The sequence below is a fragment of the Paenibacillus sp. FSL H8-0315 genome, from assembly GCF_038005365.1.
Classification (GTDB): Bacteria; Bacillota; Bacilli; order Paenibacillales; family Paenibacillaceae; genus Paenibacillus_AQ; species Paenibacillus_AQ odorifer.
In genome coordinates, this window is sequence record NZ_JBBOTA010000001.1 from 5404264 (window position 1) to 5430790 (window position 26527).

23 protein-coding genes are annotated in these 26527 nt (G+C 42.8%); 13 read left to right on the top strand and 10 right to left on the bottom strand.

The features are described 5' to 3' along the window. Positions 1-44: 44 nt before the first annotated feature. Entirely contained in the window at positions 45-839 is a 795-nt protein-coding gene (locus MHB56_RS23355) for a sensor histidine kinase (protein WP_081387794.1), read from the bottom strand. Then, positions 836-1585 (bottom strand): LytR/AlgR family response regulator transcription factor, encoded by a 750-nt coding sequence (locus MHB56_RS23360; protein ID WP_076184252.1) that lies wholly within the window; start codon positions 1583-1585, stop codon positions 836-838. The genes MHB56_RS23355 and MHB56_RS23360 overlap by 4 nt, the downstream gene beginning before the upstream one ends. A gap of 182 nt (positions 1586-1767) precedes the next feature. On the opposite strand from MHB56_RS23360, the gene MHB56_RS23365 reads away from it, so the two are divergent. From MHB56_RS23365 to MHB56_RS23400, 8 genes are all read left to right on the top strand, one after another. Further along, the gene (locus MHB56_RS23365; protein WP_341144062.1) at positions 1768-3495 is read left to right on the top strand and encodes an ABC transporter ATP-binding protein; all 1728 of its coding nucleotides are present in this window, start codon (positions 1768-1770) and stop codon (positions 3493-3495) included. Positions 3496-3572: 77 nt separating this feature from the next. Next, positions 3573-3752 (top strand): CLI_3235 family bacteriocin precursor, encoded by a 180-nt coding sequence (locus MHB56_RS23370; RefSeq protein WP_036684027.1) that lies wholly within the window; start codon positions 3573-3575, stop codon positions 3750-3752. Positions 3753-3792: 40 nt separating this feature from the next. After that, positions 3793-5250 carry a Cys-rich peptide radical SAM maturase CcpM gene (gene ccpM / locus MHB56_RS23375; protein ID WP_341144063.1) on the top strand — a complete coding sequence of 486 codons (1458 nt, stop codon included), beginning with the start codon at positions 3793-3795 and terminating at the stop codon, positions 5248-5250. 11 nt (positions 5251-5261) lie between these two features. Then, positions 5262-6371 (top strand): TIGR04066 family peptide maturation system protein, encoded by a 1110-nt coding sequence (locus MHB56_RS23380; RefSeq protein WP_179086273.1) that lies wholly within the window; start codon positions 5262-5264, stop codon positions 6369-6371. A gap of 16 nt (positions 6372-6387) precedes the next feature. Further along, positions 6388-6672, top strand: a complete 285-nt coding sequence (locus MHB56_RS23385) for a hypothetical protein (RefSeq protein ID WP_036684022.1) — start codon at positions 6388-6390, stop codon at positions 6670-6672. A gap of 1 nt (position 6673) precedes the next feature. Continuing rightward, positions 6674-7309: a DUF6033 family protein gene (locus MHB56_RS23390; RefSeq protein WP_076184254.1), complete on the top strand. Its 636-nt coding sequence runs from the start codon at positions 6674-6676 to the stop codon at positions 7307-7309. A gap of 96 nt (positions 7310-7405) precedes the next feature. Beyond that, entirely contained in the window at positions 7406-8923 is a 1518-nt protein-coding gene (locus MHB56_RS23395; RefSeq protein ID WP_076184255.1) for a S8 family serine peptidase, read from the top strand. A gap of 604 nt (positions 8924-9527) precedes the next feature. Beyond that, a complete protein-coding gene (locus MHB56_RS23400) occupies positions 9528-9785 on the top strand; it encodes an AbrB/MazE/SpoVT family DNA-binding domain-containing protein (protein ID WP_036684015.1) in 258 nt (85 codons plus the stop codon). Between the two features lie 104 nt (positions 9786-9889). On the opposite strand, the gene MHB56_RS23405 is transcribed toward MHB56_RS23400, so the two are convergent. Together MHB56_RS23405 and MHB56_RS23410 are read right to left on the bottom strand one after the other, a co-directional pair. Continuing rightward, positions 9890-10399: a PadR family transcriptional regulator gene (locus MHB56_RS23405; RefSeq protein ID WP_036684013.1), complete on the bottom strand. Its 510-nt coding sequence runs from the start codon at positions 10397-10399 to the stop codon at positions 9890-9892. A gap of 96 nt (positions 10400-10495) precedes the next feature. Next, positions 10496-11659 (bottom strand): YhgE/Pip domain-containing protein, encoded by a 1164-nt coding sequence (locus MHB56_RS23410; protein WP_076301317.1) that lies wholly within the window; start codon positions 11657-11659, stop codon positions 10496-10498. A gap of 193 nt (positions 11660-11852) precedes the next feature. Between MHB56_RS23410 and MHB56_RS23415 the strand changes: the two genes are divergently transcribed. Next, the gene (locus MHB56_RS23415) at positions 11853-12578 is read left to right on the top strand and encodes an HAD family hydrolase (RefSeq protein WP_341144064.1); all 726 of its coding nucleotides are present in this window, start codon (positions 11853-11855) and stop codon (positions 12576-12578) included. 715 nt (positions 12579-13293) lie between these two features. Here the strand turns inward: MHB56_RS23415 and MHB56_RS23420 are convergent. From MHB56_RS23420 to MHB56_RS23440, 5 genes are all read right to left on the bottom strand, one after another. Continuing rightward, a complete protein-coding gene (locus MHB56_RS23420; RefSeq protein WP_340975450.1) occupies positions 13294-13845 on the bottom strand; it encodes a glutathione peroxidase in 552 nt (183 codons plus the stop codon). Positions 13846-14235: 390 nt separating this feature from the next. Further along, positions 14236-15768 (bottom strand): DUF3502 domain-containing protein, encoded by a 1533-nt coding sequence (locus MHB56_RS23425; RefSeq protein ID WP_076184258.1) that lies wholly within the window; start codon positions 15766-15768, stop codon positions 14236-14238. A 141-nt stretch (positions 15769-15909) separates the two neighbouring features. After that, on the bottom strand, positions 15910-16794 hold the full coding sequence (locus MHB56_RS23430; RefSeq protein ID WP_076191122.1) for a carbohydrate ABC transporter permease: 885 nt from the start codon (positions 16792-16794) through the stop codon (positions 15910-15912). Positions 16795-16806: 12 nt separating this feature from the next. Beyond that, positions 16807-17787 (bottom strand): ABC transporter permease, encoded by a 981-nt coding sequence (locus tag MHB56_RS23435; RefSeq protein WP_051491306.1) that lies wholly within the window; start codon positions 17785-17787, stop codon positions 16807-16809. Between the two features lie 320 nt (positions 17788-18107). Further along, on the bottom strand, positions 18108-20351 hold the full coding sequence (locus MHB56_RS23440) for an AraC family transcriptional regulator (RefSeq protein WP_341144065.1): 2244 nt from the start codon (positions 20349-20351) through the stop codon (positions 18108-18110). 202 nt (positions 20352-20553) lie between these two features. On the opposite strand from MHB56_RS23440, the gene MHB56_RS23445 reads away from it, so the two are divergent. Both MHB56_RS23445 and MHB56_RS23450 read left to right on the top strand, forming a co-directional pair. Further along, on the top strand, positions 20554-22122 hold the full coding sequence (locus MHB56_RS23445) for a glycoside hydrolase family 43 protein (protein ID WP_341144066.1): 1569 nt from the start codon (positions 20554-20556) through the stop codon (positions 22120-22122). A 16-nt stretch (positions 22123-22138) separates the two neighbouring features. Next, on the top strand, positions 22139-23593 hold the full coding sequence (locus MHB56_RS23450; RefSeq protein WP_340012197.1) for a glycoside hydrolase family 28 protein: 1455 nt from the start codon (positions 22139-22141) through the stop codon (positions 23591-23593). Between the two features lie 6 nt (positions 23594-23599). On the opposite strand, the gene MHB56_RS23455 is transcribed toward MHB56_RS23450, so the two are convergent. Next, a complete protein-coding gene (locus MHB56_RS23455; RefSeq protein ID WP_076179655.1) occupies positions 23600-24481 on the bottom strand; it encodes a helix-turn-helix transcriptional regulator in 882 nt (293 codons plus the stop codon). A 73-nt stretch (positions 24482-24554) separates the two neighbouring features. Here MHB56_RS23455 and MHB56_RS23460 point away from each other — a divergent pair, with 73 nt between their 5' ends. Both MHB56_RS23460 and MHB56_RS23465 read left to right on the top strand, forming a co-directional pair. Continuing rightward, positions 24555-25445 carry a pectinesterase family protein gene (locus MHB56_RS23460; RefSeq protein WP_076191130.1) on the top strand — a complete coding sequence of 297 codons (891 nt, stop codon included), beginning with the start codon at positions 24555-24557 and terminating at the stop codon, positions 25443-25445. After that, the gene (locus MHB56_RS23465) at positions 25420-26484 is read left to right on the top strand and encodes an alpha/beta hydrolase family protein (protein ID WP_340952861.1); all 1065 of its coding nucleotides are present in this window, start codon (positions 25420-25422) and stop codon (positions 26482-26484) included. Before MHB56_RS23460 ends, MHB56_RS23465 begins: the two co-directional genes overlap by 26 nt. Positions 26485-26527 lie beyond the last annotated feature (43 nt).

Here is a 26527-nt window from a genome sequence, read left to right on the forward strand (position 1 = left end):
TGTTTGGGGAGCGGTCGCTGTAGCTTGCTAGGGAAATAGTTTATTCACTGCCTTTCTAATTCGGTCAGGATTGGCGTATCTGCTGAAAGTATGTTTAGAAAAGGCAGTACAATGATCGTTTCGAATTCATTATTTTCAGCGTTAGTAACCAGATGACCTCCGTATTTTTCGGTGACACTTTGAATATTTGTTAAGCCGAATCCGTGAAAAGCGGGATTCTCTTTAAAATTATGCTGTACTATAGTGCTAGAATCGTTCCGTGAGTTGGTGACTTGGATAAACAATGAAGTATCAGTAGTGAAAATTAGCAGCAGAATAAATCTATCTTCTTTTTTGGGAACTCTTGCAGCGGCGTTTAGAGCATTATCCAGCACGTTCCCGATCACGGTACATAAGTCAAACCGATCAATATCAATAGCTTCGGCGTGTATATGAATATCATAATTCATAGCAATTTTGTGTTCACAAGCAATATTTAGCGCGTTACCAATTAAAGAATCAATTACCAAATTACCTGTTGATAGTTTTAGAGAAGGCTGATGAATTTGACCGAGCATTGAATTAATATGATGGATAGATTCCTGAATCTCATTCTTCTGAATACAAGTCCGGACATATACCAATTGCTTGTTCGTATCATGGATAACTTGTTTGATGCTTGTAAGGGAATGTGCGGTTTTTTCATAGCTGTTGTGTTGATAATCCATTTGTTTATGTAATTGCAGATTTTCTTTAGTCAGTTTGGCATTTTCATTAATTTTACCGAATAAAAGGATGGTTTCTCTGATTAGCAGAATAAGCAACATCATGATTACCATTGATAGATAAAGAGTCGTCATCCTCGTTCTTTGAATTGTGCAATCATATAATAGGCGTAGGCTTCTTTAACCTCTTTTGCCTGAGTACGGCCAATAGGAAACTGCTCTTGATTGTGCATGATTACGGAAGTAGCTGTAAACTTATGGACATGTTCCAGATTAACAATAACGGAACGATGAATAAGCATAAACGGACGGTTTAGTTTACTTATATATTCTGAAATTGTACCTGAAATTATGTAATGCTGCATTGAGGTAATGATCTTTAGCCGGTTTTTAGCCAAGGAATGTTTGATTTTAACAATCGCAATAACGTCAGAATTTTTGATCACGATATGTCCATCTTCAGTTTTAATCATTAGAAACCTATTTACAGAAGAAATGATATAGTTACATAGCTTTATTATCTTTGCCTCAAAATACTCATAGTCTACCGGTTTAATCAAATAATGGAAGGGTTGCACATCAAAGCTGTTCATTACGTACTGCGGATAGTTAGTCAAAAAAATAATTTGAACCTCTCGATCCGGAAGTGCACGGATTTTTTTTGCAACCTCGATTCCATTTAATCCTCTCAGTTCAATATCCATTAGAAGTATATGAAAAGGATAACTACTCTGTTGATTATAATAGTGAAGCAATTCCTCACCACAGGTAAAATATTGAATCTCGAAAGAGTAAGCCGTGCTTTTCATAAGTCTTGGGAGATATTCCTTTAGCAACTCGTGTTCCTTTTTCTCGTCATCACATACGGCTATGCGTAACAAAGTCATTCCCCCCATAATTAAATTTGTTAATCTTCAGAGATACAAAAACCTGACACAAAACGTCATTCAGCCTCCTATTTCAACCATTAGCTACCAAATTACCCCAAATATTCTTTTATATGATATATTGATAGCGTTCTCAATGTCAAACCGAAGCTTGAAAGTAGAAGAGGATATATTCTATGAATGATAAGAATACCCTTAAAAAACTTATCAGATTATTCAAACCGCATAAAAAGAATTTATGTTTTATTTTTCTGCTCTTAATATTTTCTACTTTGATTAGTTCCATTTTGCCGATGTTCAACAAAATCATTATTGATGAAGGATTTATGAAATCAGATGTTAGAACCATTATTTTAACGGCAATCTACATTTTTCTTTTGTCAATGTCTAGTAGCTTTTTAGATTTGCTCAAAGAAAAACAAAGAATAAAAATAGCTTCAAATATTATCTACTCCTTGCATAAAGCTGCATTTGATCTACTTATGAAAGTGAAAGTGAAATATTTCACTGATAAAAACTGCAGTGAAATTTTAAATCGCGTTAGTACCGATATATCGAATATTTCGCAAATAACGGATGGTAGCATGCTTTTTATTGTTAGTCAGTGTTTTAGTTTGGTAGGAGGAGTTATTGGACTTTTTATCATAAGTTGGGAACTTACACTCATTGTGCTTATTTTAATCCCTATAGAATATTTTATTTTGAAATCGTTTGCTAAAAAAAGAAAGATGCTTGCGGAAAAATACATCACGAAAGATGGAGAATATTCGCATTGGTTTGAGGATAGTTTGAACGGTGTGAAGGAGACAAGGCTTTTTAATTTATTCGTTTTCAAAGAAAAAGAATTTGCGGACAAGCAGAATCAAGTAATAACCTCCTATATGGGAATCAGTTTATTGGACAATTGGCGGATTACTGTGGAGAGATTTCTAATTGGAGGACTAGTTCTTCTTATATATGCTTCTGGATCGACGATGATATTAGATTCAAAGCTTTCGGTAGGAAGCATATTTGCTTTTATTACCTACAGCGCTTATGTAACCACTCCTATCTCATCGATGTTGAATATTGGATACTTATTGTCGGGAATAATGCCTTCTGCCCGAAGGTATTATTCGTTGCTCGAGGAAGAAATCGAAGCTTGTGATGTAGAATCCGACAACATTGGTATGAGGCGACTCAATCCTTTTGGGAGCATTCAGTTTGAAAATGTAAGCTTTGCTTATGATACTGAACTGATCTTGTCAAATGTGAATTTCACGATTGGCAGCCATGAGAAAGTGGCCATTGTAGGAATGAATGGTTCGGGGAAGTCTACAATCCTAAATTTAATCCAGAGGTTTTACGAACCACTTGCAGGACGAATTTTATTCGATGGAGTGGATATTAAGGCTATTAATTTGAATGAATATCGGGAATTAATTTCGACCGTTAGTCAAGAGGTATATCTTTTTGACACAACCATCGAAAATAACATAAAACTTTACAGTGAAACCCATGAGGAGCAGTATAGACAGGCTATTGAGGCTACCCAATTATTAGAGAAGAATACAAGCCAGTTTAAGAATTATGTCGTAGGTTCTAATGGGAACAAGTTGTCCGGTGGACAAAAACAAAAAATCGCGATAGCCAGAGCATTAGTAAAAAGCAGGCCCATGGTGATTTTTGATGAAGCGACCTCCAACCTTGATCTTCACTCTGAACAAGCAATTAACCATCTATTAGATACAGTACTCAGTAACAATACAGTGATTATAGTCAGTCATAGGCCGGAAATTCTGAAGCATGTGGATAGAGTAATCTTTTTAGAAAAAGGTCGGGTATCCGATATTGGACTTCATGAGGAGTTGTCCTATACAAATGAAAGGTATCGGCTCATCACTCAACAGCATCAATTCGTTTAATGGGTTTACCCTTCGAGTGATTTAAATATCAAATATTGATATTTAGATAAATACGATTTGAAAGGAGGAATAGGCATATGAAACAACTTGTAAAAAGAACAAATGCAAATTATGAAACGTTGGAGGCATATGCAGCTTGCAGTGCATGTCCTTGTTATGCATGTACATGCAATGCCAGCGGATCAAACAAAGCAGCCATGAAACAAGTAACCTATACTGGTAACTCCATGAAGATGACTGCTATTGGAATCGGGTAGTAAGTGCAATCTTAAGTATAGCTAAGAGCAGGATGGCTAAATGGCTTTATTAAAAAAGCTGTCCTGCTTCACTTTTAGAGTGGGGGGAGTTCAGGTGCCAGTATTTCATTTATTTGAAACGGTAACGGGAAAATATATGTTCGATGCGAATGCAAATACATTTCTTAAATTAAATGAAAGATCTTATCAGGCTTTGTTGAACTATAGAAATTCAAACTTTGAACAAGTGGAACCGGAGATTCAAAACTTATTTGATTCCGGTTTTTTGGCGGAGAAACAGGATTTTGAGATGATTCATCCCATGAGCGACTCTTTGCAGCACAATTTAAGCAGAAGCGTTGGCTCGATAACTTTGCAGGTCACGCAAAACTGTAATTTAAGATGCAGCTATTGCGCGTATTCAGGGAGCTACTTACACAGAGTACATACCAATAAGAGAATGAAAAAAGAGGTTGCTTTGAAAGCAATTAAGTTTTTGATTGAGCACTCCGTAGATTCTCCAATTATTAATATTGGATTTTATGGAGGAGAGCCCTTACTGGAAATGGACTTAATAAAAGCTTGTGTTGCTTATGCCAGAGAACAAAGTGCGGGCAAAGAACTAACGTTTAACCTTACTACAAATGCAACTTTAATTACCGACGAAACCTTAGAGTTCTTATCTTCTAATGATTTTAATTTAACGATCAGCCTGGACGGCGATGAAGTCGCGCATGATAGAAACCGAGTTTTTGCGGTAAATAATAAAGGTAGTTTTCAGACTATTATGGATAATATTGAAAATATCAAAAACAAAACACCAGACTATGTTGATAAAGTGATGTTCAATGCAGTTATTGATCCAAATTCAGATTTTAGCTGTTCCACAAACTTTTTTTCAAACTATGAGACCGTAAAAGACTTTGCTGTTATGGCAAGTGATATAGCAAGTAGCTACAAAAAAAGTGAGTCCTTAATCAATGACAGTTTTATCAAGATGTATAATTACGAAGTTTTCAAATTATTTCTTTATAAATTTGATAAGCTTAAGAAAAATGATGTATCCAAGCTGGTGATGGAAAGCTTTGATCAAATCCAGGAGAATGTCCATAACAGGCTTAGAATCTCTTTCTATGATGTAAAAAAAGACCATCATTCCGGACCGTGTGTTCCAGGAGTACAACGATTGTTTGTGAATGCTGACGGTGCTCTGTATCCCTGTGAAAGAGTTAGTGAAGCATCTAGTGTAATGAGGATTGGGCATATAGATACAGGCTTTGAATTGGATAATATCCGGAACATACTAAACATTGGAACAATAACGGAGAAAGAATGCAAAGAGTGCTGGGCCTTTAGATATTGCACTTCTTGTGCAATGGCCGCCGATGATATCAGTGAGTTTTCTGCTGCCAAAAAATTAAGTATCTGCAATAAAGTTAAAGAAAACACTGAGAGTTTGTTTAAAGATTATTGCGTACTAAGAGAGTTAGGCTACGACTTTGATAAAGAAAAAGTGTAATGGGGGAGACAATGGTGAAAAAAAGAGCAATTGTTTATCCATATCATGCAGATTTCGGTCCGGTCGTCAGATTCTCCAATTTACTGGGCAACTATGAGCTTGTTTCATTAATGGCACCTTTAGGTTTTGGACTGAATGAAAAAGATGCAGCGTACAGCTATTATGGTGAGGATGTGGGTATAAAAGTTAAAGATTCTTTTTCAGATGCTGAATTTGATGTGTTAATGATTTGTGAATTTGAATGCAGTTTTGAAAAAGTGGTGTTCCCGACAATTATCAAAGCCGCAGAGATGGGAAAAGATATTGTTCTGCTTAACAGATGTGCTGATCATGAAGTTGAAATGGTAAAGAAGGTATGCCTGAAAAATAATGTGGAACTCACAAGTTTTTTTGGAATTGACATTGACAGAACGAAAGTAGAACTCGTTGAGAAAATACTGCTGGATATTAATGTTCCGATAATCTGCGTGGCGAGTCTTATGGAAAAATCCAATAAATTTGATGTTCAGCTTAGCCTAAGGGATTATTTCTTGAAAGAAGGGTACAAAGTAAGTCAAATTGGGACAAAATCTTATTGTGAGATTATGGGATTTCATTCTTTTCCTGATTTTATGTTTAATCATAAAGAAGCGGAGATAGATAAAATATTTCTTTTTAATCACTTCTGTAAATATATTGAATTGAACGAACGACCTGATGTAATGATTATCGGAATTCCAGGCGGGACAATGGTATATAATAATCTGTTTACCAATAGATTTGGTATTACTGCATTCGAGGCGGCTAGTGCAATCCATCCGGATGTCGGTATTATGAACTTGACCTATGATGATTTTAATGGAGAGTTTCTCGATAAGATATGTGTGTCAACAAAGCATAAATTAGGTTTTGATATTGATTGTTTTAATATGTCAAATCATAAATTTGATACGGGCAGAAGCAAACAGGATAAAGAATTGAAGTTTTTTACGGTTGATTCTAAGTTGGTTGATGAAAAAATTGCAAAAATATCGCTAGAGTCAGTGGTTCCTCTGTTTAATTCGTTAAATGGGACAGACACTTTGAAATTAGCAGAATGCTGTGAAGCTCTATTGTTACAGGAAAATATGCAAATCGTATAAAAGAAGGGTGATATTTATGGATCTGGATCAAGTGCGTGAACAGATAAACGAAATATTATTCGACGTAATGGGAATGGACAAGATCAAGCTTAATGAAAACTACTTCTATGAAGATTTATTGGGCGAGGCGATGCAGTTCTCACCACGGGATTTGTTGGTTCTATTTGTACATATTGAGGAAAAACTAAAAATACAAATTCCGGAAACCGATATATTAAATGGATGCTTCAACAGCCTAGATCGAATTAATAATACAGTTTGCCGCATTCTACAGGAAAAAAGAATAAGGGAGTTGGTTTAAGTTGTTGAATGTAGCTTCACTCAGTAGCCTGAATCGTGCGGGGGCTGCAATGGTAATCCAGAAAAATAAGAGTTCAGAGATTTCATTTCAAGACGCGCTATCGACATCGAGTTCGGAAGCGGTTTTGATGGAATTGGAAAAAAAATTCGACATTAAAATCAACGTTCAAGCCATACCAAAGAACAATGAAGCAGTGAAAAGTGTATACTCTGGTAGTGTTGGCAAAGGGAATGTAACCATTGCTCCAAATATACTGAATCAGTCGGCAACAGATCCACAAATGCAAAAAAGGGTAGAAGCAATTATTCAGGATCATTTTGATTCCAGCGCTAATGATAAACCCGGTGATGCCAGTGGCGTCATTATACATCCGGATGGAACAGCTACTTTTTGGGTGATTGGTGATTATTTAACACCTGCCGAGCGGGAGAAGATTAATAAAGAAGTAGAGGCAGATAAAAAGAAAAAGGCGGAGCAGTTAGACTCGTTGAGTAAATTAAGTAGCAGCTCTAGCCTATCACAATTCGGGTTATTTATTGACAACTCCAATAATGGTGAAGAAGATAGCATGTATTTAAATAGTGTGCTACAAGCTAGTCTGGATTCGATGCTGCGGAAAAAGAACCTGTTTAATTAAATGATTAATCACTTTTTTAATCATGACTACCGCCTGGGTCAATGGATTTGTGACCAATGAGGCGGTTTTATTTTTGTCGATCTGTAAAAGGAGATGATGAACATCGAAGCTAAAGTGAAAATTGCCGTGATTGATGATGGTATCAACGAATATTTGCTAGGTGAACCGGTTGTTCAACAGTTGATCTTCAATGAAGATTTCACAATAGACGCTTATACAATAGACAGTCCCGAAAGAATAACTCACGGCACCATCTGCGCAGGCATAATTAAGCACTATTATCCGGAAATCTATATGTATAGCTTGAAGATATTGTCTTCTACCTTAAGGGGAAATATCCAGAAGTTGTATAGTGCACTAGAATGGTGCGTTCAAAATGATATCCAAGTTGTAAATATCAGCTTGGGAAGCCATTGCTCAGCGGATTTATTAGAAACGCAGAGAGTTATAAACAAGGTTGCTGGTCAAGGCTTAGTTATTGTAAGTGCCGCAAGTAATCATAATTATATTACATATCCAGCTTCTTTTTCAAACGTTATAGGCGTTAAGAGAGAGGTAAGCAACACGCTGCACGAAGGGGAGTTTTATCTCAATGATAATATCATCGACGGTATAGAATTTACGGCTTTTGCTAGACATCATTTGAATGGTAAAGAGTGCAGCAACTCGAACAGCTTTGCCGCGCCCATGATTACAGCCAAAGTATGTGAACTCATTGGTAAATCTCACCTAACTAACTTGCAGCAAATAAAACTCATGTTGTCGAAAATGGCAAATAACTATAGGGACGATAAACACTTGTTTATTTGCTATGCTGACCCTGATTGGATAAGTGATATATTAGTATGCTATGTGAACGGAAAATGCAAATTGGACAATCTGAATCTTTGCGTTAACATACACGGTGAAATTGTCGTTCCCGCTGAGTCGGTTTATGATGCTGTTGATGCAGCCCTATTGGCTTACAATGAAAATATTGAGACTCTCGTTGTGATCAGCAGAGATCTTTACCCTGATGCTTATGTTGAATTACAGTGGATTGCTTCGAAATACAATAAAAATGTAGTGTTTATTGACAATTACCAAGGAAAAGATATGAACAAGATAGTTAACAATCAGTGTACTAACATTAAGTTATGGCATAGCTTATTCAAAATACACAACATTTACACACTTAACAGCACCCCGTTGCTGATCGAAGAGCCAATGGTTTCTATTTACATCCCTGCTGACACTGACTTTGAAGTTATTCTCTGGTTAAAAGGGCAATTTAAAAATAATAACTATAACAGTTATTTTGCATCGAATCACCCTATCGGAGTTTTATACGGAATAGACTATGTTCCTGAGACAAACTCAGCGCAGACATCTTCCTATTTTTCCTTAATTCTGAATAAGAAATCTTACGATATCGCGATATATGTCTTATATGGCTATGATATTTCGGATAAAATAGAAACGGATATTGAAATAGACATTGAACCATTAAACGGTTACTTTCAAGCAACTTTTGCTGTAAATGGCTTATGCCAGGAACGTATTATCAATATTAAACAGATTGATGAAACCTTTATCAGAGAACTATATAATTCTATAATTTATTTACTCTCTTAATGGGGGACAAAAATCATCAAACACTTAGAATACTCTCCATTAATAACTTCTTTGCTAGCCCCTCGTTAGTCGACTTCCGGATTCATCGTATTTACACTACAGTGATATCATCAGCCTTATATTTACATGAGGATTCGATACACACACTACTCATAGCGAATTTATTATTCCAATGATAGATCCTATTTAAGTTTGACTTACTAAACATCTGGGTAAATGACGGAGTAGCGTTCTTGCTAGTTTTCGACAATTTCCTACTTACTGTGATTGCGGATAAGCGGAGTGACAAGATTTACAAATAGATTAACGAAGGTATTTTAGGGTAGAATTGTCATCAAGTAGGGTTACATTCTGGGTGAATTTCGACATTCCAGAGAAGCCCCTATTTTTTTGTGTTCTGACATGGCTTCAAATCTTGGTGCTCAACAGATATCATACATTGTCGAAATTTTGTCGAATAATATCATATAATGTAGAAAAATAATTGACAGGAAATGAATAGAACTTTAGAATTAGGTAGTAGCGTAATCATTACTATCATATAGAAGCGTACATAGCTTTTAGCAAGAATGATTATAAATGTGACTTCAAGGGAGGATGTACGATGATGAAAGCAACAGGCATAGTAAGAAAAGTGGATGAATTGGGACGTATCGTAATTCCTATTGAACTGCGTAGAACAATGGGAATCGACATAAAAGACCCGCTCGAGATTTTTGTAGACGCTGAAAAGATTATCCTTAGAAAATATGAGCCAACTTGTATCTTCTCCGGAAGCTCAGAAAACCTGATCAATTTCAAAGGTAAAATGGTAAGCAAAGATGTTCTTGATGAACTTATTGCAAGCTTTGATAGAGCATAATCCATATACCACATATGATTTCAAAAAAAGGAACCGGTATTACAAGCACAAGATGTGCATGTAATACTGGTTCTTTTTTTATGGTGTACTTTCGAAAGCGGGTTTTATTTAGACTCTAGCACACTTTGGATTTTTTTGATAAAAGCATCATATTGTACGAGGCCTAGCTCCATGCACAACTTCTGGTAGGAAGATAACTTGTAATCTAGCTGGTTCAACTTCTGTTCCAGATCGTCGTACATTGCCTGCTTTTCTATCAATGCTTGCCGAAGCAGATTATCTATGTTCTCTTTGTCCGTCTTTTCCCCAAAATACAGGTGCATAAAAAAGTCAGAACGCAGAACATCTTTTTCGGCTGGTGATTGTAGATAAGCGTGGAACTGATCCAAGCCGGCAGAGGTAATGGTGAATACATTTTTGTCGGGTTTGCCTTCCTGTCGCACAGATTCTTTAGTGATCAGATTCAGCTTTTCCATCTTGCTTAGGGTAGGATAGATCGTGCCATAGCTGGCATCGAAGAAAAATGAGAAGTATTCCTCGAAATGTCGTTTTATCTCGTAACCAGAATGAGGTTTTTCGCTTAAAATCCCCAGAATAACATCTTGTATGTTCATAAATCATTGCCGCTCCTTTCTTTCACTTCCTACCATATCACAACTGCATATCGCTCTCAATTTGAAATGGCATAGCCGGAGTGGCAAACTGTATAATTACGCATTTACTGGCACGGGCTCTTGTTCTCGTGAGATCCGAGTTTCTTTACGGAGGAAAGTGGCAAGTACGCTTAATACAGCAATTGTTGCCCCAATACAGAGTAAATAGAACATATCCTTCCATACCCCGTTACCCCCGATAACCAGGTCGAGCATACCATTAACTGCATAGTAAGCGGGCGAAAAGGGACCGATCCAGTTATAAAAAGGTGACAGCACATCGCGTGGAATAGTTGCTCCGGACGCTAACATTTGCATGGAGAGAAGCGCAATATTTAGCCAGCCGCCAGCATCCCCGAGGAGCAGCAGACTAAACTGAGCAAGGATCATACAGGAGAGAATTACCGTGAACTCGAACAGCCACATAAGCAGAAAGCCACGATTAGAGTGGATACCGAGTGAGTTAACCATGATAGTTCCCACTAGTGAGATAAGCACAGCCGTTCCACCCATTATGACAAATCGGGCTGCAAAGCGATTCCATTTACTAAATTGTCCAGACAAGTTGGAGGAAGCTTTATGGAGATTCATCGCGAGTAACATAGCACCGGTAAATGAGGCGGTAACGATCATTAAGGGAACCATAGTTTGTGCAAAATTAGTTGTAGGGTTAATGATTTCGACGTTGGCGGAAATGCGGCTGCTTGCAGCACTTTTGATGATCTCCGCTTGTGCTTGCGGCAGATTCATAGCTTCCAAGGTGTGGCTTAGTGCTGAATTACTGCTTTGAGTGTTCATTGCTGCCGTGACTTTAAGTGCTACCGACTGCATCACATTGCTGACCATCTGCGGATTAGATTCATTTAAGAAGTAGTGGAGTTCAGTCTTTGCAGATGGATTACTGATCTGTCCAGTGAACCCTTGGGGAATATTGATAATCATGCGGATTTCTCTATGCTCAAGTGCTTCTTTTGCATTTTCTAGTTGGAGATCCTGTCTGGTTACGAACTGAAGTGATCCTGCAATCCCATCGACTATAGGCTGGGCATTTGTACCATCCTCATTAACAATAGCAATGGGCAGCTGATCTACCCGATCCGTTACATGATCGTACCCTGTAATCCAAATTAAGCTGAAAAAAACTTGGAACAACAGTGCAGTTATAATTCCAATGATGGTAGCAGGCTGCTTGAGGAAGCGCATGATTAATTGATTTGACATGGTTATTTCTCCTTTATATTTCAAGTTGTAATATTACAGATTGAAATATAGCATAACGAAATATAAACTGCAACAGAAAAAGTTAAGAGCATGGACATTACAAAGCGATTTCATATATCATAGGGCATGTACTGGAAATATCGCACAGATGAATGTCTTACCTGAAGCTGAACAGAATGGGGAGGAACAACAGATGAGTAACGAAGTACATGGAACGGAACAAAACGTGGTTCATGCGAAACTGAACAAGCCAGAAGCGATTGTATTTGATATGGATGGAACATTGTTCCAGACTGAAAGTCTTTTATTGCCTGCATATCATAAAATGTTCGATATTTTGCGGGAAGAGGGACTATACGTAGGACCTACACCACCAGAAGAACGTATTCTAGGCTGCTTAGGGATGTTGCTGGCAGACATTTGGAAGAATGTTATGCCTGAAGCAGATGAAGCCGTGCACCGCCGGGCGGATGAATTGCTCCTGCAGCTGGAGATTGAAGGGCTTGAAGCCGGAGGCACACTACTGTATCCACAGGTGGTTGAGACACTGACAGCGCTTAAAGAGCGCGGAGTGAAGCTGTTTGTGGCTAGCAACGGGCTGGAGGATTATATTCACAGCATCGTTGTGGTGCATGAGCTTAAGGCGTTGTTCGAAGGCTTGTATAGTGCGGGAGGTCAAGGCACTGCGACTAAGACCGAGCTGCTACGCATTCTTTTGGATAATCATGGTATCAGCAGTGCCTGGATGGTTGGGGATCGTTCTTCTGATGTTCAGGCAGGTAAAGGAAATGGCCAGACCGTAATCGGCTGCGCCTATGCAGGCTTCGGACGTCAGGATGAGCTGAAGGGCTCTGATGTCATTATTACCTCCTTCGACGAATTGGTTGACTTATACGACAACGCAACGATTAGTGAATAAGAACTTACGATGGGGAGTTTGCTTAGCTTACAAGCAAGCGCTTGATCAAAAAAAGGCATCCTTGAAGAAGGGTGCCTTTTTATTTTCAATACTCCAAATGCAGGTGCAGGAGCGGTCAGTCTAATGTCAAAGATATACATAAATAAAGGGAGTAATCCGATAAAAAGTGGAGAGGAAAAATGTAGAAACCGAGAAGCGAGAAGTGGGCCAAGGGAGCATAAATATGATAATGAGTTTCTTTTTTATTGCTTTAAGTGCTGCGATTGGAGTGGGGATGTGGTTTTTAGTTATAGGTATAGTCTTTTCTATTGGTGGAGGGAGCCTATTTGTAACTCATTATGATTCCTTGTTTTTTTATAGTGCTGTTCTTTTGTTGTGTATTGTAAGTTATCTATGGTTTATAAAACATCTATTTGAAAAAAAATTGGAACTATTACTTCTTATCTGTGTGGGTACCACAATGCTCTTTTTTTTCCTTACAGGTTGGCTTAACTAATCATATGGGGAGGAGGACAGGCAATTCTTTATGTACTACTGGTTATTGGCTTATATCTTATCTTATTAATACAATTTATTCTGACTTTATATTATTTAATCAAAGTAAGAAATGAAATTTAAATAATATAAAGGGTTCTAAATGTTTTGCATGCCTAATATGTAAACCCTTTATGTTAAACTATCGTTCTCTGTTGGTTAAATTACCAATCGGATTCATTTACTTTAAAAGAAGTGATTCAATAAATGGCTCTATGTCAAAGGGTTCAGTCGTTGTTTCGTATCTACCGTATACATGACCGTTTCTATCGATTAAAAACTTTGAAAAATTCCACTTAACCCCATCTCCGGCATATATGTCCGGATACTTTTCCTGCAGAAAATCCTGCATCCATTTACCGCCTGATGTCTCAGTATCGAATCCTTGAAATGGTGCTTGCTGTGTTAGATATTGAAATAAAGGATGGGCAGACGGTCCCCTAACCTCAGCTTTCTCAAATAATGGAAACTTAACTCCAAAGTTGCTCTCACAATATTTATGTACTTCCGAGTTGCTTTCTGGCTCTTTCTCGTTGAATTGGTTACAAGGAAAACCAAGTATTTCAAACCCTTGCTCATGGTGAACTTCGTAAAGTTTTTGAAGATCAGGTAATTGGCGAGAATAGCTGCACCTACTGGCAGTGTTCAGAATAAGCAGAACTTTTCCACGATAAATGGACAATTCAACAGGCTCACCATGAATTGACTTTGCTTGAAAATCATAAATAGACATCAGACCATCCCTCCACGTAATTATTATAAATAACATAATAGCGCTATAGGCGTTTATTGGTCTAATATATAATAGGAATAATATTTATAGTATTAACCTATAACGAGTGTATCTCCAGTATAAAATGCCGCTTAAATTTTTATTTTTGCGCTTTTAACCAATGAGCAGTTTCCCTCTTATCCTTCAGGTTACTTTGAAAATAATTCTAAGAGTATCAGCAACGAAAATTCCCCAAACGTAATCATTTTGATTGAATTATCCTGCTCGCCGTCGTATTGATTCAAGGTTGGTCATTATACCGCTTTCATCACGGTGTTCGAAGGCCAAAAGAAGCGTGCTCCTTAATGGAGACACGCTTCTTGAGCTGTATGATAATTGCCGCGGCGGTGCTTACTGCTGCTTAGCGTACCATTCGGAAAATTGTTTCTGGTATTCAGCGATATATTTGTCTATTCCCGCTGCTTTTAGTCTGTCTAGCGCTTTGGGAAAGGCGGTGTCATAATCACTGAAGCCGCTGCCGATCGGAGCGAGGTATTCAGTGAATACACCGTTCAGCTTCGTTTCTTCATTCTTGACGGGTGTATTGTCAAAGTTGAAGCCGGCACCTTTGGAAATGATGGCTCCATCGTCCCAAGCTTTATATTCTGCAATAAACTCGTCCGGTACCGTGTTGTCGAAACGCATGAAGTTTTTGTTCATCAGCAGCCAGTCGGGGATCAGCGAATCAGTGGTTATTTTGGTCAAACGCCCGTTTTCATCCAGCGTATAGTCTGTTCCTTCTATCCCGTAGGCGAACAAGTCGTACAGCTCCTGGTTTTTTTGCAGCAGATTGAAGAACATAATATAACGTTCAGGGTCTTTAGCTGCGGTGGAGACAAAAAAGGCGGTGCTGTAAGTGCCGCGGCTGATTTTTGGACGGCCGCTGCCGAGGAAATAGTTGACCAGTTTGGCATCAGGCACTGCTTGTGAGATGGTTGCTGCACCTTCGAATGGACGTGCTGCTGTGCCGGCCCAGAACATCGCTTTACCAGAGTTCCAGTCAGACTGCAGCTGTGGAACATTAGTGGCGGCATATTTCGGAATGATTCCTTTTTCATACCAGCCGTGCATAAGGTTCGCATAACTCTTGAACTCTTCGGTTTCAAACCAGCTAATAATTTGATCATCCTTCACAGACTCATCCAGGGCAATAAAATCATTTTGCCAATAGAGGTTTTTGTCCGTGTAATCATATTGTAGGAGTCTGCGTGCATCGGTGTTAGCGTACCCGATCAGTTCGGGATGAATGGCATGGACCTTATCATAGAACTGCTCTAGTTCTCCCAGTGAAGTGACCTGTGTCATGCCGGCTTCTTCAAGCAAATCCTGTCTAACTAGCGCACTGTAGAATTCCGCAGAATTCGGTTTGTTGCCGACGGGGATCGCATACTGCTTGCCTTCCAGCTGAAAGGCTTTGAAGGAGGCCTCGTCCACATTTTTACTCAAATCAGCGGCTGCATCGGCATACGGAGTGAGGTCGGCATAAAGCCCCTTTGCCACAGATTTTACCATGTAATTGGCATCTGTATAAGTTGCGAAGTCTTCTCCCGTAGACAGCATTAAATCAGTTTTACCGCCGCCATATTCGGTCCAAGGAAGAAACTGAAATTCAACCTCAGCATTGATTTCTTTCTTAATAGTGTCGTAGAACGATGTCTTCGCTAGTTCCTTCATCCGGTTGGACTCATCCCCGTACAGCACAATTTTCAATTTGGCAGGAGCCAAGGCGCTGCCGTCTTTACTACCGCTATCCGTAGAGGAAGAGGTACCTTCATTTCCAGTTCCAGAACTAGGGGGAGCGCTTTCATTGTTGCCCTGAGCACAGCCACTTACCAAGAACACCGCAGCGAGGAGCAAACTTAACCAACCTTTTTTCTTTTTCATGATGAACCCTCCTGAAATAGAATCATAATGTTTGAGGCATCTATTGCAAAGGCCGTGCTCCCTTAAGTCCCATTGTACATCAAGAAGTAGGGGAGCATAAACCCGGTGCAACCGAACATAATATGGCATCCTTGCTGGAAATTAGCCTTTGACTGAACCTACGATAATGCCTTTGACAAAAAAACGCTGGAGAAAAGGATATAATATGGCGATTGGCAAAACGGTCAGACAGGTCATTGCCATTTTGGCTGTCTCCAGTGGCGGTGCGATGATAGCTCCACCAACTTGAGCAGCATTGCCGGAAGCCAGGAACTGAATGTTCGCCATCATGTTGTACATCAAATATTGGATCGTATAGAGATCCTGATCGGATACCAGCATTAGTGGTAAATAGAAGTCATTCCAGAATTGCAGTGCGTAAAAGAGCGAAATGGTGACCAGTCCGACGCGGCCCAGCGGAATCATAATGCTGAAGAAGATCCGCAGATGTCCGGCACCATCGATTTGCGCAGATTCCACGATTTCATGCGGGATGCTGCGGAAATAGTTAGCCATGAGAAACATCAGAAAGACGCTTAGCACATAAGGGATGAACAGGCCGATGAGCGTATCGCCCAAATGATAATATTTGGTGCTAAGCAGATACCATGGCAGCGTTCCTCCGCTGAACAGCATTGTAAAATAGGCGAAGAAGGCGAAGAAATTTTTGAGCCGGAAGCTTTTAACGGAAATGACATAAGCGTAAGCGGTGGTCACCAATACGGCCGATATGGTACCCAGCACCGTAACGATCACCGACATGGAATACGCCCGCAGAATCTGCTGTGCCTTCGAGCCAAACAGGAATTCGTAGGTTTCAAAGGTAAAGCCTCTGGGCCAGAACGAATAGCCTTCCGCGGCGATTCTGGATTCGGTAGATAATGAGCCGGATACTGCCAGAATAAACGGCGCTAGACAGATTACTGAAAATACGGCAATACAGATGTAAAAGAAAATGAGCAGGCCTTTGTTTTCGGTAGTTTGCATCTTATCAGTCTCCTAAAATAGTTTGCTGTCTTTGTCATACCAGCCGGCTAATTTGTTGGCCACCAGCACCAGAATGAAACCAAAGACGGATTGATAGAGCGTGATGGCTGAAGCAAAGCCGAATTCTCCGGAACGGATGGCTGTGCGGTATACATACACATCGATAATGTCGGTAGTCGGCAGAAGCAACGGATTCAGGAACGTTACCCCCATAATCATACTGAGATCGCCTTTCAGCATGCCCCCGATGCCCAGCAGCGTCATCAGAATGATCGACGGAATCAGCATGGGCACCGTAATTTTGGTGATAATCTGCCATCTGGAGGCACCATCGATTCTTGCAGCTTCATAATAGGAAGTGTCGATGCCTTGCAGCACCGCATAATAGATGATGGCACCGTAACCAGCGCTTTTCCAGATATTCGCTAGCACGAGAATGATTACGAACAGCCAAGGGCTGGAATACCAGTCAACCTGGGAGAAGCCGAATGTCTGGAGCAACTGGTTCATAATGCCTTTGTCGTAATCCAGCAGGGAGAACAGAATGGCTCCGATAATAATCCAGGAAATAAAATACGGGAAAAACATGACGCTCTGCGTGATTTTGATAAACCATTTGCTGCGCAGCTCATTTAGAATAATGGCGATGGCCACTGAAAAAAACGTGCCGGTTAGCATATACAGCGCATTTAACATCACCGTGTTGCGTGTAGCCCTAAGAGAATCTTCCATACTAGAGAAGAAAAACTCGAAATTAGAGAAGCCGGCCCACGGGCTGCCGAAGATTCCGTCGTTGAAGTTGTAATTTTTAAAGACGAGAATCAGACCACTCATCGGCAGATAAGCAAAAAGAATTAGAATGACGATTCCCGGAAGAGCGAGCAAATAAAGCGAGCTGTCCTTCCTTAGGGATTTACGGAAGCTCTTGGCTTTGGCCGTCCTGATTCCCGGACTTGGCATTCCTTGTGTCTCCGATGTAGCCTCTTGCATCATTAACAGTCCACTCCTTTATACTAGCGTTGTCATTTCCGTCCCTTGTTTTAGGAGAACGCTTTACATGAAAATCATAAATCCACCCGGAATGTAAACGCTATCATAATAAACGGAAAAAAGTTAAAAAAAGCGGAAAAGGGCAGCTTAAAAAAACGAAAAAGACAGAACTTTTTGTTTTTAGGGTGCTCAAAAGCCTGATTTAAAGGGGGATTTCATAGTATAGGCCGGCGCGAGGGTTATTCATTGAAAGTCAAAAAGGGGATGTCTCCGGCTATGAAAATGCTGCCGGGACATCCCCTTTGTTCCTTACTTTTAGCGGGTCAATCAGGAAGATTCTGTTTCTGTAGAATATGATTCATTCTCCATTTAGAAGGTGTAACCCCATAACGCTTTTTGAACTGGGTTGTAAAATAGGTGCTGCTGTTGTAGCCCACTTTCTCGGCAATTTCCCGGATATCCAAGTCAAGCTCAGTGACTAATAACATCTGCGCCTGCTCCAGACGCAGCAGGTTAACGAAATCGGGAAAGCTGCAGTTTACTTCGTCGGCAATAAGTCTACTGAGATAAGCGGGACTTAGCGATAGCTTGTCAGCAAGGGCATTAAGGGAGAGCCTGGAGTCATCATAATGATCTCTGATATAACAAATGGCTTCACCAGCAATGCTCTTGGTCTGTACAGCGCTCATGCTGGCAATACGCTCGTGGGCGGTATAACAGCTGTCTACAATCCAATTCCATAGCTTGTCATAGCTTTGGATCTGCCAGATATGCTGGTAATTATCTAGAAAGCCGGAATGCTGGACGTCTGCATTAAGTTCAGCCGTGCGACTGAGTTCAAAGACCAGTCTCGATAAAGCGATGGTGGCAGGCTCGACGCGGTAACTGCAGGCTACTGCCAGCAATCTCTCCACTGCCTGCGGAATATGGTTCGAGAGTTCCGTCTGCTTAACGGCTTGCAGTACCGGTTCAAGGGCACTGTCGGGCATTGGGCTGCTGTTCAGGTGGATCGTATCATCGGCAAAGATGATGTTCTGCTGCACATGAAATTTAATATATTGCAGACTGTCCGCAGCCTCATTGTATTTAGCCCTCAGTAGGTTTAAATCATCCGTCAGCCCGCTGATTCCGAAGGCGCAGCAGGCTCCGGAAAGCTGTAGCTGAGCGGCGGTTTCTTCCCATTTACCGCGGTACAAAGCGTAATCGCCGAAGCTGCCGCTGTAAAGCTCACTCAGAATAAGTACAGCAGTGCCCTGATGCGGGCGGAAGGATTGAATGGCTGCAAGTTCACAGAAGGCATGTTCAATCTGTTGTATGTTTTCCTCAAAGGTATGCCGGAAGTCGGAGTCTTCAGGTTGTTCGGGCTCCAGAGCGGTCAGCACGCATACACAATATGCTCCCCCAGCAGCGGCTATGCTCATCAGGGGTGTGCCGCTGTTCTCCGGTGTTCTCTGCGGGGAAAGCAGCCACCGCATCAAGGCGCTATCATCGCTTTCTTTTTTTAGCTGCTCCAGCTTAACGCCAATCTGTTCGAGCTCCTGGCTTACGGTATCGAAATCGCCACCGGTTTTCAGCGCTTCTTCATTGCCAGATAGATGAGCGATATTGCCGAACAACCGGCCGATTGGCTTATACATCCGCCGTGAGATCAGGTTGGCGGTTATAGATGCGGCGGCAATCAAGGCCAAGCACAGGCCAGTCATCAGATTACGGGCATTGGAGATATCACGGATGCTATCCTTGTAGAAAGTCTCCGACACAAACCACAGCTTGTCCGCTGCAGAATATACATAGGTAATCAGCTGTGGCTCTTCACCTCCCTTATAGACAAAAGAGCCTCTTTCTGAGGTGGAGGACACCACCTGCTTTAACATGCCCTCTTCCAGAGGGATGTCAGATAATGCACTGTGCATGAGCACAGATGCTTTTCCGTCAAGCACAGCGTAACGGGTGGCTTCGCCTTCTTTTTGCGTAAACAGATTATTCTGCAGCTTTCCCAAATTGACGGTCAGTGCTACCGCACCATTATATTCGCTATCCGCAAACGCCCGGTCATTATAAAACACGGTGAGCAGGGTAATGGGGGTACCGTTATTCAAGGTTGCCTCCCACAGAAACGGTGATTCAACAATGATGTTATCCCGCATTCTCGAGAATAGCTCCAGCTTGGATTCAGGGCTTAGCGGAAGGTTTTCGAACATGGCAACAGGCTCATCCACTCCCATGATATAGGCGTTCTCCATATATTGGTTCACAACCAATGCTCCGCGGATTTGGCTTAAGGCACTGTACAACTGGTCGCTCCAGCTGGTATCGCCATTCATCATGAGCGCGTTGATGTTTGGATTCCTATAGAAGTCCATAGCGTAGTTCTGGACGATCTCTTCATAGTTTGTAAAAACGGTTTCAGTATTCACCAGTACATTTTGGTTCGCCTTGTTGACATTATCTATCGTAATATTCCGGTACCAATAAAAGATCACTACAGCCAGTACTAGAATACAGCAAACTGAAATCGCGGTTAGGCTCATAAAAAAGCGGGAGTACAATTTCTTTCTTTTTCCCAAGCTGCTCACCCCTTCAGGTAAATCCTATTACACCCATTCTAGAGGGAAAGGCCATTCGCTGACAAGGAGTGAAATATGGGCAATATAGCATGAAAGTATAAAAATGAAGAAATAGAACATAGAAAATACAAGAAAGTTAAACTTATACGAACTATAATTGGTGGTGCTTACATTTGAATTGTTTTGAGGAGGATTACTTTTAATGAGAACATTCCACAATCCAGTGCTGCCGGGATTTTATCCTGACCCTTCCGCTATCCGTGTTGGTGAAGATTATTATCTTGTGACTTCAAGCTTTGAATTTTTCCCAGGCGTTCCTATCTTCCACAGCAAGGATCTGGTCAATTGGCGCCAGCTTGGCCATGTACTGGACCGCCCGTCCCAGCTCAATCTGGATCACTCGATTCCCTCCATGGGTATTTGGGCACCGACGCTCCGCTATCATGAGGGAGTTTTCTATATGATTACCACTTTTATTGACAATGACAAGAACCAGCATAATTTTTATGTAACAACAACCGATCCGGCCGGAGACTGGTCTGATCCTGTATGGCTGGAGGAAGCACCCGGTATTGACTCCTCTTTATTCTTCGATGAAGACGGCAAGGTGTATTATACCGGCAACCGTGTTCCGCCGGAAGGGCAGGCTTATCCGAAGCATATGGATATCTGGCTGCAGGAGATTGATCTCAGCCAAGGGAAGCTAATCGGTCCGAAGCATAGTATTTGGCAAGGCGCACTCAAGGTAGCTCATGCGCAAGAGGGACCGCATATTTATAAGATCGGCGCTTGGTATTACGTGCTGATTGCCGAGGGCGGAACCGGGCATACTCATGCGATTACGATTGCCAGAAGCAAGAGTGTGACCGGTCCTTATGAGGGCCATAAAGCCAATCCGATTCTGACGCATCGCCATCTTGGCAGAGCGTATCCTATTGTTAATGTGGGTCATGGAGAGCTAGTGGAGACTCAGCATGGTGACTGGTGGATGTTCTGCTTGGCTTCACGAACCAGCGGTGGTTATTACCGCAATCTGGGACGTGAAACCTTCCTGACACCGGTAATTTGGGAGAATGAATGGCCTGTGGTCAATCCTGGCAAAGGAGTGCTGGAATTTGAGACGGAGGCTCCGGATTTGCCAGAGACAAAATGGCCGGAATTGCCTGCGCGCGATGAGTTTATAGGTAATGAGCTGGCACCGATCTGGAATTTCCTGCGGACACCGCGGGGTGAATTCTGGAGTCTTACCGACAAGTCTGGAGTTCTGCGGCTTCGCCTGAAGCCAGAACGGCTCTCGGAGATTGCCAATCCATCTTATATCGGTAGACGCCAGCAGCATTTGAGCTTCAGAGCGGCGACTGACATGACGTTTAGTCCCGCTGCAGAAGGGGAAGTAGCTGGTCTTGTTCTCCTCCAAAATGCGGATCACCACTTCCGTTATGAACTGGGGCTAGAGGCAGGCGAACGTGTATTACAGCTGATTCATCGGATGGGTGGCAGCGAGCAGCTGCTGGCGTCAGTGCCATATCTACAGGATCAGGTACAACTTAAGGTGGAAGCCAGAGGACAAGAGTATAGCTTCTATTACAGAGCTTCTGAAGCCGCCAAGTGGACAGCCTTCTGTGAACGGACGGATGGCAGAGTGCTCAGCACCGATCTGGCCGGAGGATTCACAGGAGCATACCTCGGGATGTACACAAGCTCTCAAGGTGCAAAGAGCGAAAGCTATGCCGATTTCGACTGGTTTAGCTATGAAGGACTTGAGTATTAGGAGGAGGTGAAATTCAATGAGCAGCAATCTTGTAACTAACACGTATCCGATTCCCGAGCTTCCCCAGATTCCCGAACGGACTTTTGCAATCACGGATTATGGGGCAGAAGAGGGGGGATTAACGCTATGTACCTCTGCTATTCAGGCTGCACTGGATGCCTGCGCTTCGGCGGGAGGCGGAAAAGTTGTTATTCCAGCTGGCATCTGGCGCACAGGACCCCTTACTTTACGTAGTCGAATTAATCTGTATGTAGACAAGGGAGCGTTGGTGCAGTTTGACCCTGATCATACCTTGTATCCGTTACTTTCTTCCCATTATGAGGGGAATGCCGGCTGGCGCTGTCAGGCTCCGCTCGATGGAGAAGGTTTAAGCGATGTGGCAATAACCGGTGAGGGAATATTCGACGGCAGTGGCGAAGGCTGGCGCCCAGTGAAGCGGTTTAAGATGACCGAGAAGCAATGGGAGCGTTTGATCGAATCTGGAGGAGTGCTTGATCCGCAGGGCGAAGTATGGTGGCCTTCCCGGGAAGCCATGGAAGGTGAGGACTTCTGCCGGAAGCTGTGGGACAAGGGAGAAACTAGTATGGAGGCTTATCTGCCTGCTCGTACGTATCTTCGTCCGACGTTGCTTAGCCTGCGCAATTGCCGGCGGGTGCTGCTGGAAGGGCCGACCTTCCAGAATTCACCTGCTTGGTGTCTTCATCCCATTGGTTGCGAGCAGATTACCGTACGAAATGTTCAGGTACGTAATCCTTGGTATTCGCAGAACGGGGATGGCCTTGATTTGGAATCCTGCACGCATGCTCTAGTTGAGTACAGCAGCTTTGATGTGGGTGATGACGCCATCTGTCTCAAGTCAGGCAAGGATGAGGAAGGCCGTAAGTGGGGAATGCCCTGCCAGTATATTACCATCCGGAATTGCACGGTATATCACGGACATGGAGGCGTTGTGATCGGCAGCGAGATGTCCGGAGGTGTACATGCAGTTCGAGTTAGTGACTGCCTGTTCATCGGCACGGACATCGGCCTGCGGTTCAAAAGCACCCGGGGAAGAGGCGGTGTGGTGGAGGATATTGTAATGGAGAATATCAACATGACCGGCATCATCCACGAGGCTGTATCCTTTCATATGTTCTATGCAGGGGTTGAAGGATCGGAAGGGTATGACGAGCAGTTATTTTCGGTTACAGAGGAAACTCCGCAATTTCGGAAGATTACCCTGAAGAATATTGTGTGCCATGGTGCGGCAACCGCTCTACTGGTTAACGGGCTGCCGGAGATGCCGCTTGCTGATCTAACCATCGAAAAATTCCACGCAGTGAGTGATCGGGGAATTGTGCTGCGGCATGCCACGGGGCTCACGTTGGATCGTATCCGGTTGCAGACTTCGCAAATGCCGAAGATAACAGCGCATAGATGCAGCCACGTCACGCTCACTCATTCCGAAGATTTGACGATTACAGATAGATAAAAAATTCTATGGATGATGGAAATCCGTCTTGAACTTCCGTGGGTGTGACCTTGCTTCTTTTCGGTATTGGAGCGGGGTCAGACCGGTTGATTTTTTGAATGTTTTATTGAAATGGGAAAGATGTTCAAATCCGACAGCGGAGGCGATCTCCTGGATTTTGCCTGTAGATCCGACAAGCAGCCGTTCGGCTTCCCTTACGCGGACATGAACGATGTATTCCCGAAAGTGAAAACCCGTCAATCGGTGAAATACACGGCTCAAGTATGAAGGACTAATGTAAAAATTACTCGCAGTCTCTTCCAGAGTAAGGGCCTCACGGTAGTGATCACGGATATAGGTGGCTACATCCGTTACTAGATGATGGAGCGGATGTTTCGTCCCTCCAGCTTGTGAGATACTCTCTGAACGCTGGAGGAGAATCATCAGCTCGGAGAATAAAGCGATTACGCTGGTTTCGTAATACGGGCGCTGCAACCGGCATTCTTCCAGCATCCGGTTCATTAGAATTTCCGCTTCGTCCTGCTCGCGCAGGGTCAGCTTGAACAAGCGGTACCCGCGGTCATGAAACCAGATGGCTTCATTCTGCAGGGATGGCGGTAGAAGAGCAGGATCATAGTTGATCAGAATCCGCTCGAACTCGGCTACTTCCGAGCTTGCTGTGGAATGAAGCTCCCGGCCGGAGATAAGAATAAGCTCACCCTTATGAACCGTAATGACTCGGTCGTCCACAAAGTATACCCGCTCCCCTTGTATCAGATAGTACAGCTCGGCTAAGTCATGGCTGTGGGGACGTGGCATAGCAGTGATGCCTTTACGTTTCATATGCTGGATGCTGTAGCGGTCTTCTTCAATATGATATTTGTGATTGGGGCTAGTCAGGCTAGTCATAATTCTCCTCTTCTCTTACGAAGCGTTACGGTTATTATAGAATAAACTCAGGTTGATAGGAAAGGAGCCGCAGATGTTAATTACAGTCTCTAAGAGTGTCGACGAAGGATTCAGTAGTCTACAGGCAGCGTTGGATTCAATTCCACAGGAACACAAGGAAGAAGTGACGATTCGTATCAAACCCGGCATTTACGAGGAAAAAATTACAGTGAAACAGGGAACGCCTCCGGTTCTGCTACTGGGGGAAGACACGAATTCCACCATCATTACGTGGTCAGACAACGCGCACACTTTAGGTCCGGACGGAGAGCCGATTGGCACGTTCAAATCCGGTACCCTGAATGTATTCGCTGAGCATTTCACCGCTGAAAATCTGACCATTCGAAATGCATCAGGTCCCGGCACTGGTCAGGCGGTGGCTGCTTTTGTTGATGCTGGTCATGCTGTATTCCGGCGTGTACGCCTGCTGGGTGATCAGGATACTTTGTATACAGGGCAAGGAAAGCAATATTATAACGAATGTTACATTGAAGGCGATGTGGATTATATTTTTGGCGCGGCTACGGCTTTGTTTGAACGTTGCCGGCTGCATAACAAACGTTCCAGAGGATATATTACAGCCGCATCAACGCCTGAAGGCGCACCGTTTGGTTATGTATTCCTCGATTGTGAAATTACTGGCGGTCAAGGTGTAAGTGAAGTGTATCTTGGCCGACCTTGGCGCCCTTATGCACATGTGGCTTTTATCCGCACGGTCATAGACAGTTCGATTATCGGCGAAGGCTGGCATAATTGGGGGCAGCCGGACAGGGAGGAAACTAGCCGCTATGAAGAATATGGCAGCAGTGGACCGGGAGCCAATCCCGAAGCCAGAGCTGCATGGTCGCGGCAGCTGATTCCACAGGAAGCTGCGGAGTATAGGGTGCTGACCGTGCTTGATGGCTGGCATCCTGAAGGATATTAAGGAAGGAGCACTTCGGATGGAGCCTCTGGAACAATACATGAAAGAACTAGCTGGTTCAGCACAACGTAACTCGGCTTTCAGCAAAGACATACCCTTTCAGCAATGGCGTGATGAGCTTAGCGCAGCATTTACGAAGCGGTTAGGTGGCTTTCCAGAAATAGCTGAGGAGCTGCAACCGGTTCTGCTGGAACGAACCGTCTGCTCCGGGTATACCCGTGAACGTATAGAGATAACTACCTATGAAGGGTTGCGCATGCCGCTGTATCTTCTGATCCCGGATCAGCCGTTCTCTACCCCTGTTCCTGCCGTTCTTGCCATACATGGACATGGCTATGGAAGCCGGGAGATCGTAGGCTTGAACCCGGACGGATCGGATCGGCAGGGAGATCCCGGGCTGCACAAAGACTTCGCTGTTTCACTGGTAAAACAGGGCTTTGTAGTGGCAGCCCCGGAGCTGCTCGGCTTTGGGGACAGACGATTGGAAGAAGACCTAACAAGCGGGGAGCCTGGACGTAATTCCTGCTTCCGCCTGTCATCCGCATTGTTGATGGTTGGGAAGACGATGGCCGGCTACCGTATCTACGAAACCATGCGGGCACTGGATTATTTGCAGACAAGAAAAGAAGTTAAGGATGAACGAATTGGAATTATGGGTATTTCCGGCGGGGGACTGGTGGCTGGCTTCACAGCTGCACTTGACGAACGAATCGCTTGTGCGGTCGTAAGCGGGTATGCCAATACTTTCGCAGACAGTATTCTGACACGCAATCATTGCCTTGATAATTATATTCCAGGGATTTTGCTGGAAGCGGAGATGCCTGACCTACTGGGCCTCATTGCCCCTCGTGGCCTGTTCCTCGAATCGGGAGATGCCGATCATCTGTTTGGCCCGCGCGGAACAAAATTAGCTTTAACCCAGTTGCAGACGATTTACAGGTCGGCGAATCATATCGGACAGGTAGAAGCGGACTTCTTCACCGGAGGTCATGAGATTCATGGTGAACCAGCCTTTGCCTGGCTGCGCAAGCAGCTCAACTGAGCATAAGATTAGACTTCATATGGATGACAAACGAAGGAGGAAT

Coding starts and splice junctions, on each gene's coding strand:
- MHB56_RS23405 (WP_036684013.1), bottom strand. CDS start 10,399: ATGAACATACAAGATGTTATTCTGGGGATTTTAAGCGAAAAACCTCAT.
- MHB56_RS23420 (WP_340975450.1), bottom strand. CDS start 13,845: ATGTCTATTTATGATTTTCAAGCAAAGTCAATTCATGGTGAGCCTGTT.
- MHB56_RS23435 (WP_051491306.1), bottom strand. CDS start 17,787: ATGATGCAAGAGGCTACATCGGAGACACAAGGAATGCCAAGTCCGGGA.
- MHB56_RS23450 (WP_340012197.1), top strand. CDS start 22,139: ATGAGCAGCAATCTTGTAACTAACACGTATCCGATTCCCGAGCTTCCC.
- MHB56_RS23400 (WP_036684015.1), top strand. CDS start 9,528: ATGATGAAAGCAACAGGCATAGTAAGAAAAGTGGATGAATTGGGACGT.
- MHB56_RS23425 (WP_076184258.1), bottom strand. CDS start 15,768: ATGAAAAAGAAAAAAGGTTGGTTAAGTTTGCTCCTCGCTGCGGTGTTC.
- MHB56_RS23395 (WP_076184255.1), top strand. CDS start 7,406: ATGAACATCGAAGCTAAAGTGAAAATTGCCGTGATTGATGATGGTATC.
- MHB56_RS23385 (WP_036684022.1), top strand. CDS start 6,388: ATGGATCTGGATCAAGTGCGTGAACAGATAAACGAAATATTATTCGAC.
- MHB56_RS23460 (WP_076191130.1), top strand. CDS start 24,555: ATGTTAATTACAGTCTCTAAGAGTGTCGACGAAGGATTCAGTAGTCTA.
- MHB56_RS23465 (WP_340952861.1), top strand. CDS start 25,420: ATGGCTGGCATCCTGAAGGATATTAAGGAAGGAGCACTTCGGATGGAG.
- MHB56_RS23455 (WP_076179655.1), bottom strand. CDS start 24,481: ATGACTAGCCTGACTAGCCCCAATCACAAATATCATATTGAAGAAGAC.
- MHB56_RS23380 (WP_179086273.1), top strand. CDS start 5,262: ATGGTGAAAAAAAGAGCAATTGTTTATCCATATCATGCAGATTTCGGT.
- ccpM (WP_341144063.1), top strand. CDS start 3,793: ATGGCTTTATTAAAAAAGCTGTCCTGCTTCACTTTTAGAGTGGGGGGA.
- MHB56_RS23430 (WP_076191122.1), bottom strand. CDS start 16,794: ATGCAAACTACCGAAAACAAAGGCCTGCTCATTTTCTTTTACATCTGT.
- MHB56_RS23410 (WP_076301317.1), bottom strand. CDS start 11,659: ATGTCAAATCAATTAATCATGCGCTTCCTCAAGCAGCCTGCTACCATC.
- MHB56_RS23355 (WP_081387794.1), bottom strand. CDS start 839: ATGACGACTCTTTATCTATCAATGGTAATCATGATGTTGCTTATTCTG.
- MHB56_RS23365 (WP_341144062.1), top strand. CDS start 1,768: ATGAATGATAAGAATACCCTTAAAAAACTTATCAGATTATTCAAACCG.
- MHB56_RS23415 (WP_341144064.1), top strand. CDS start 11,853: ATGAGTAACGAAGTACATGGAACGGAACAAAACGTGGTTCATGCGAAA.
- MHB56_RS23445 (WP_341144066.1), top strand. CDS start 20,554: ATGAGAACATTCCACAATCCAGTGCTGCCGGGATTTTATCCTGACCCT.
- MHB56_RS23370 (WP_036684027.1), top strand. CDS start 3,573: ATGAAACAACTTGTAAAAAGAACAAATGCAAATTATGAAACGTTGGAG.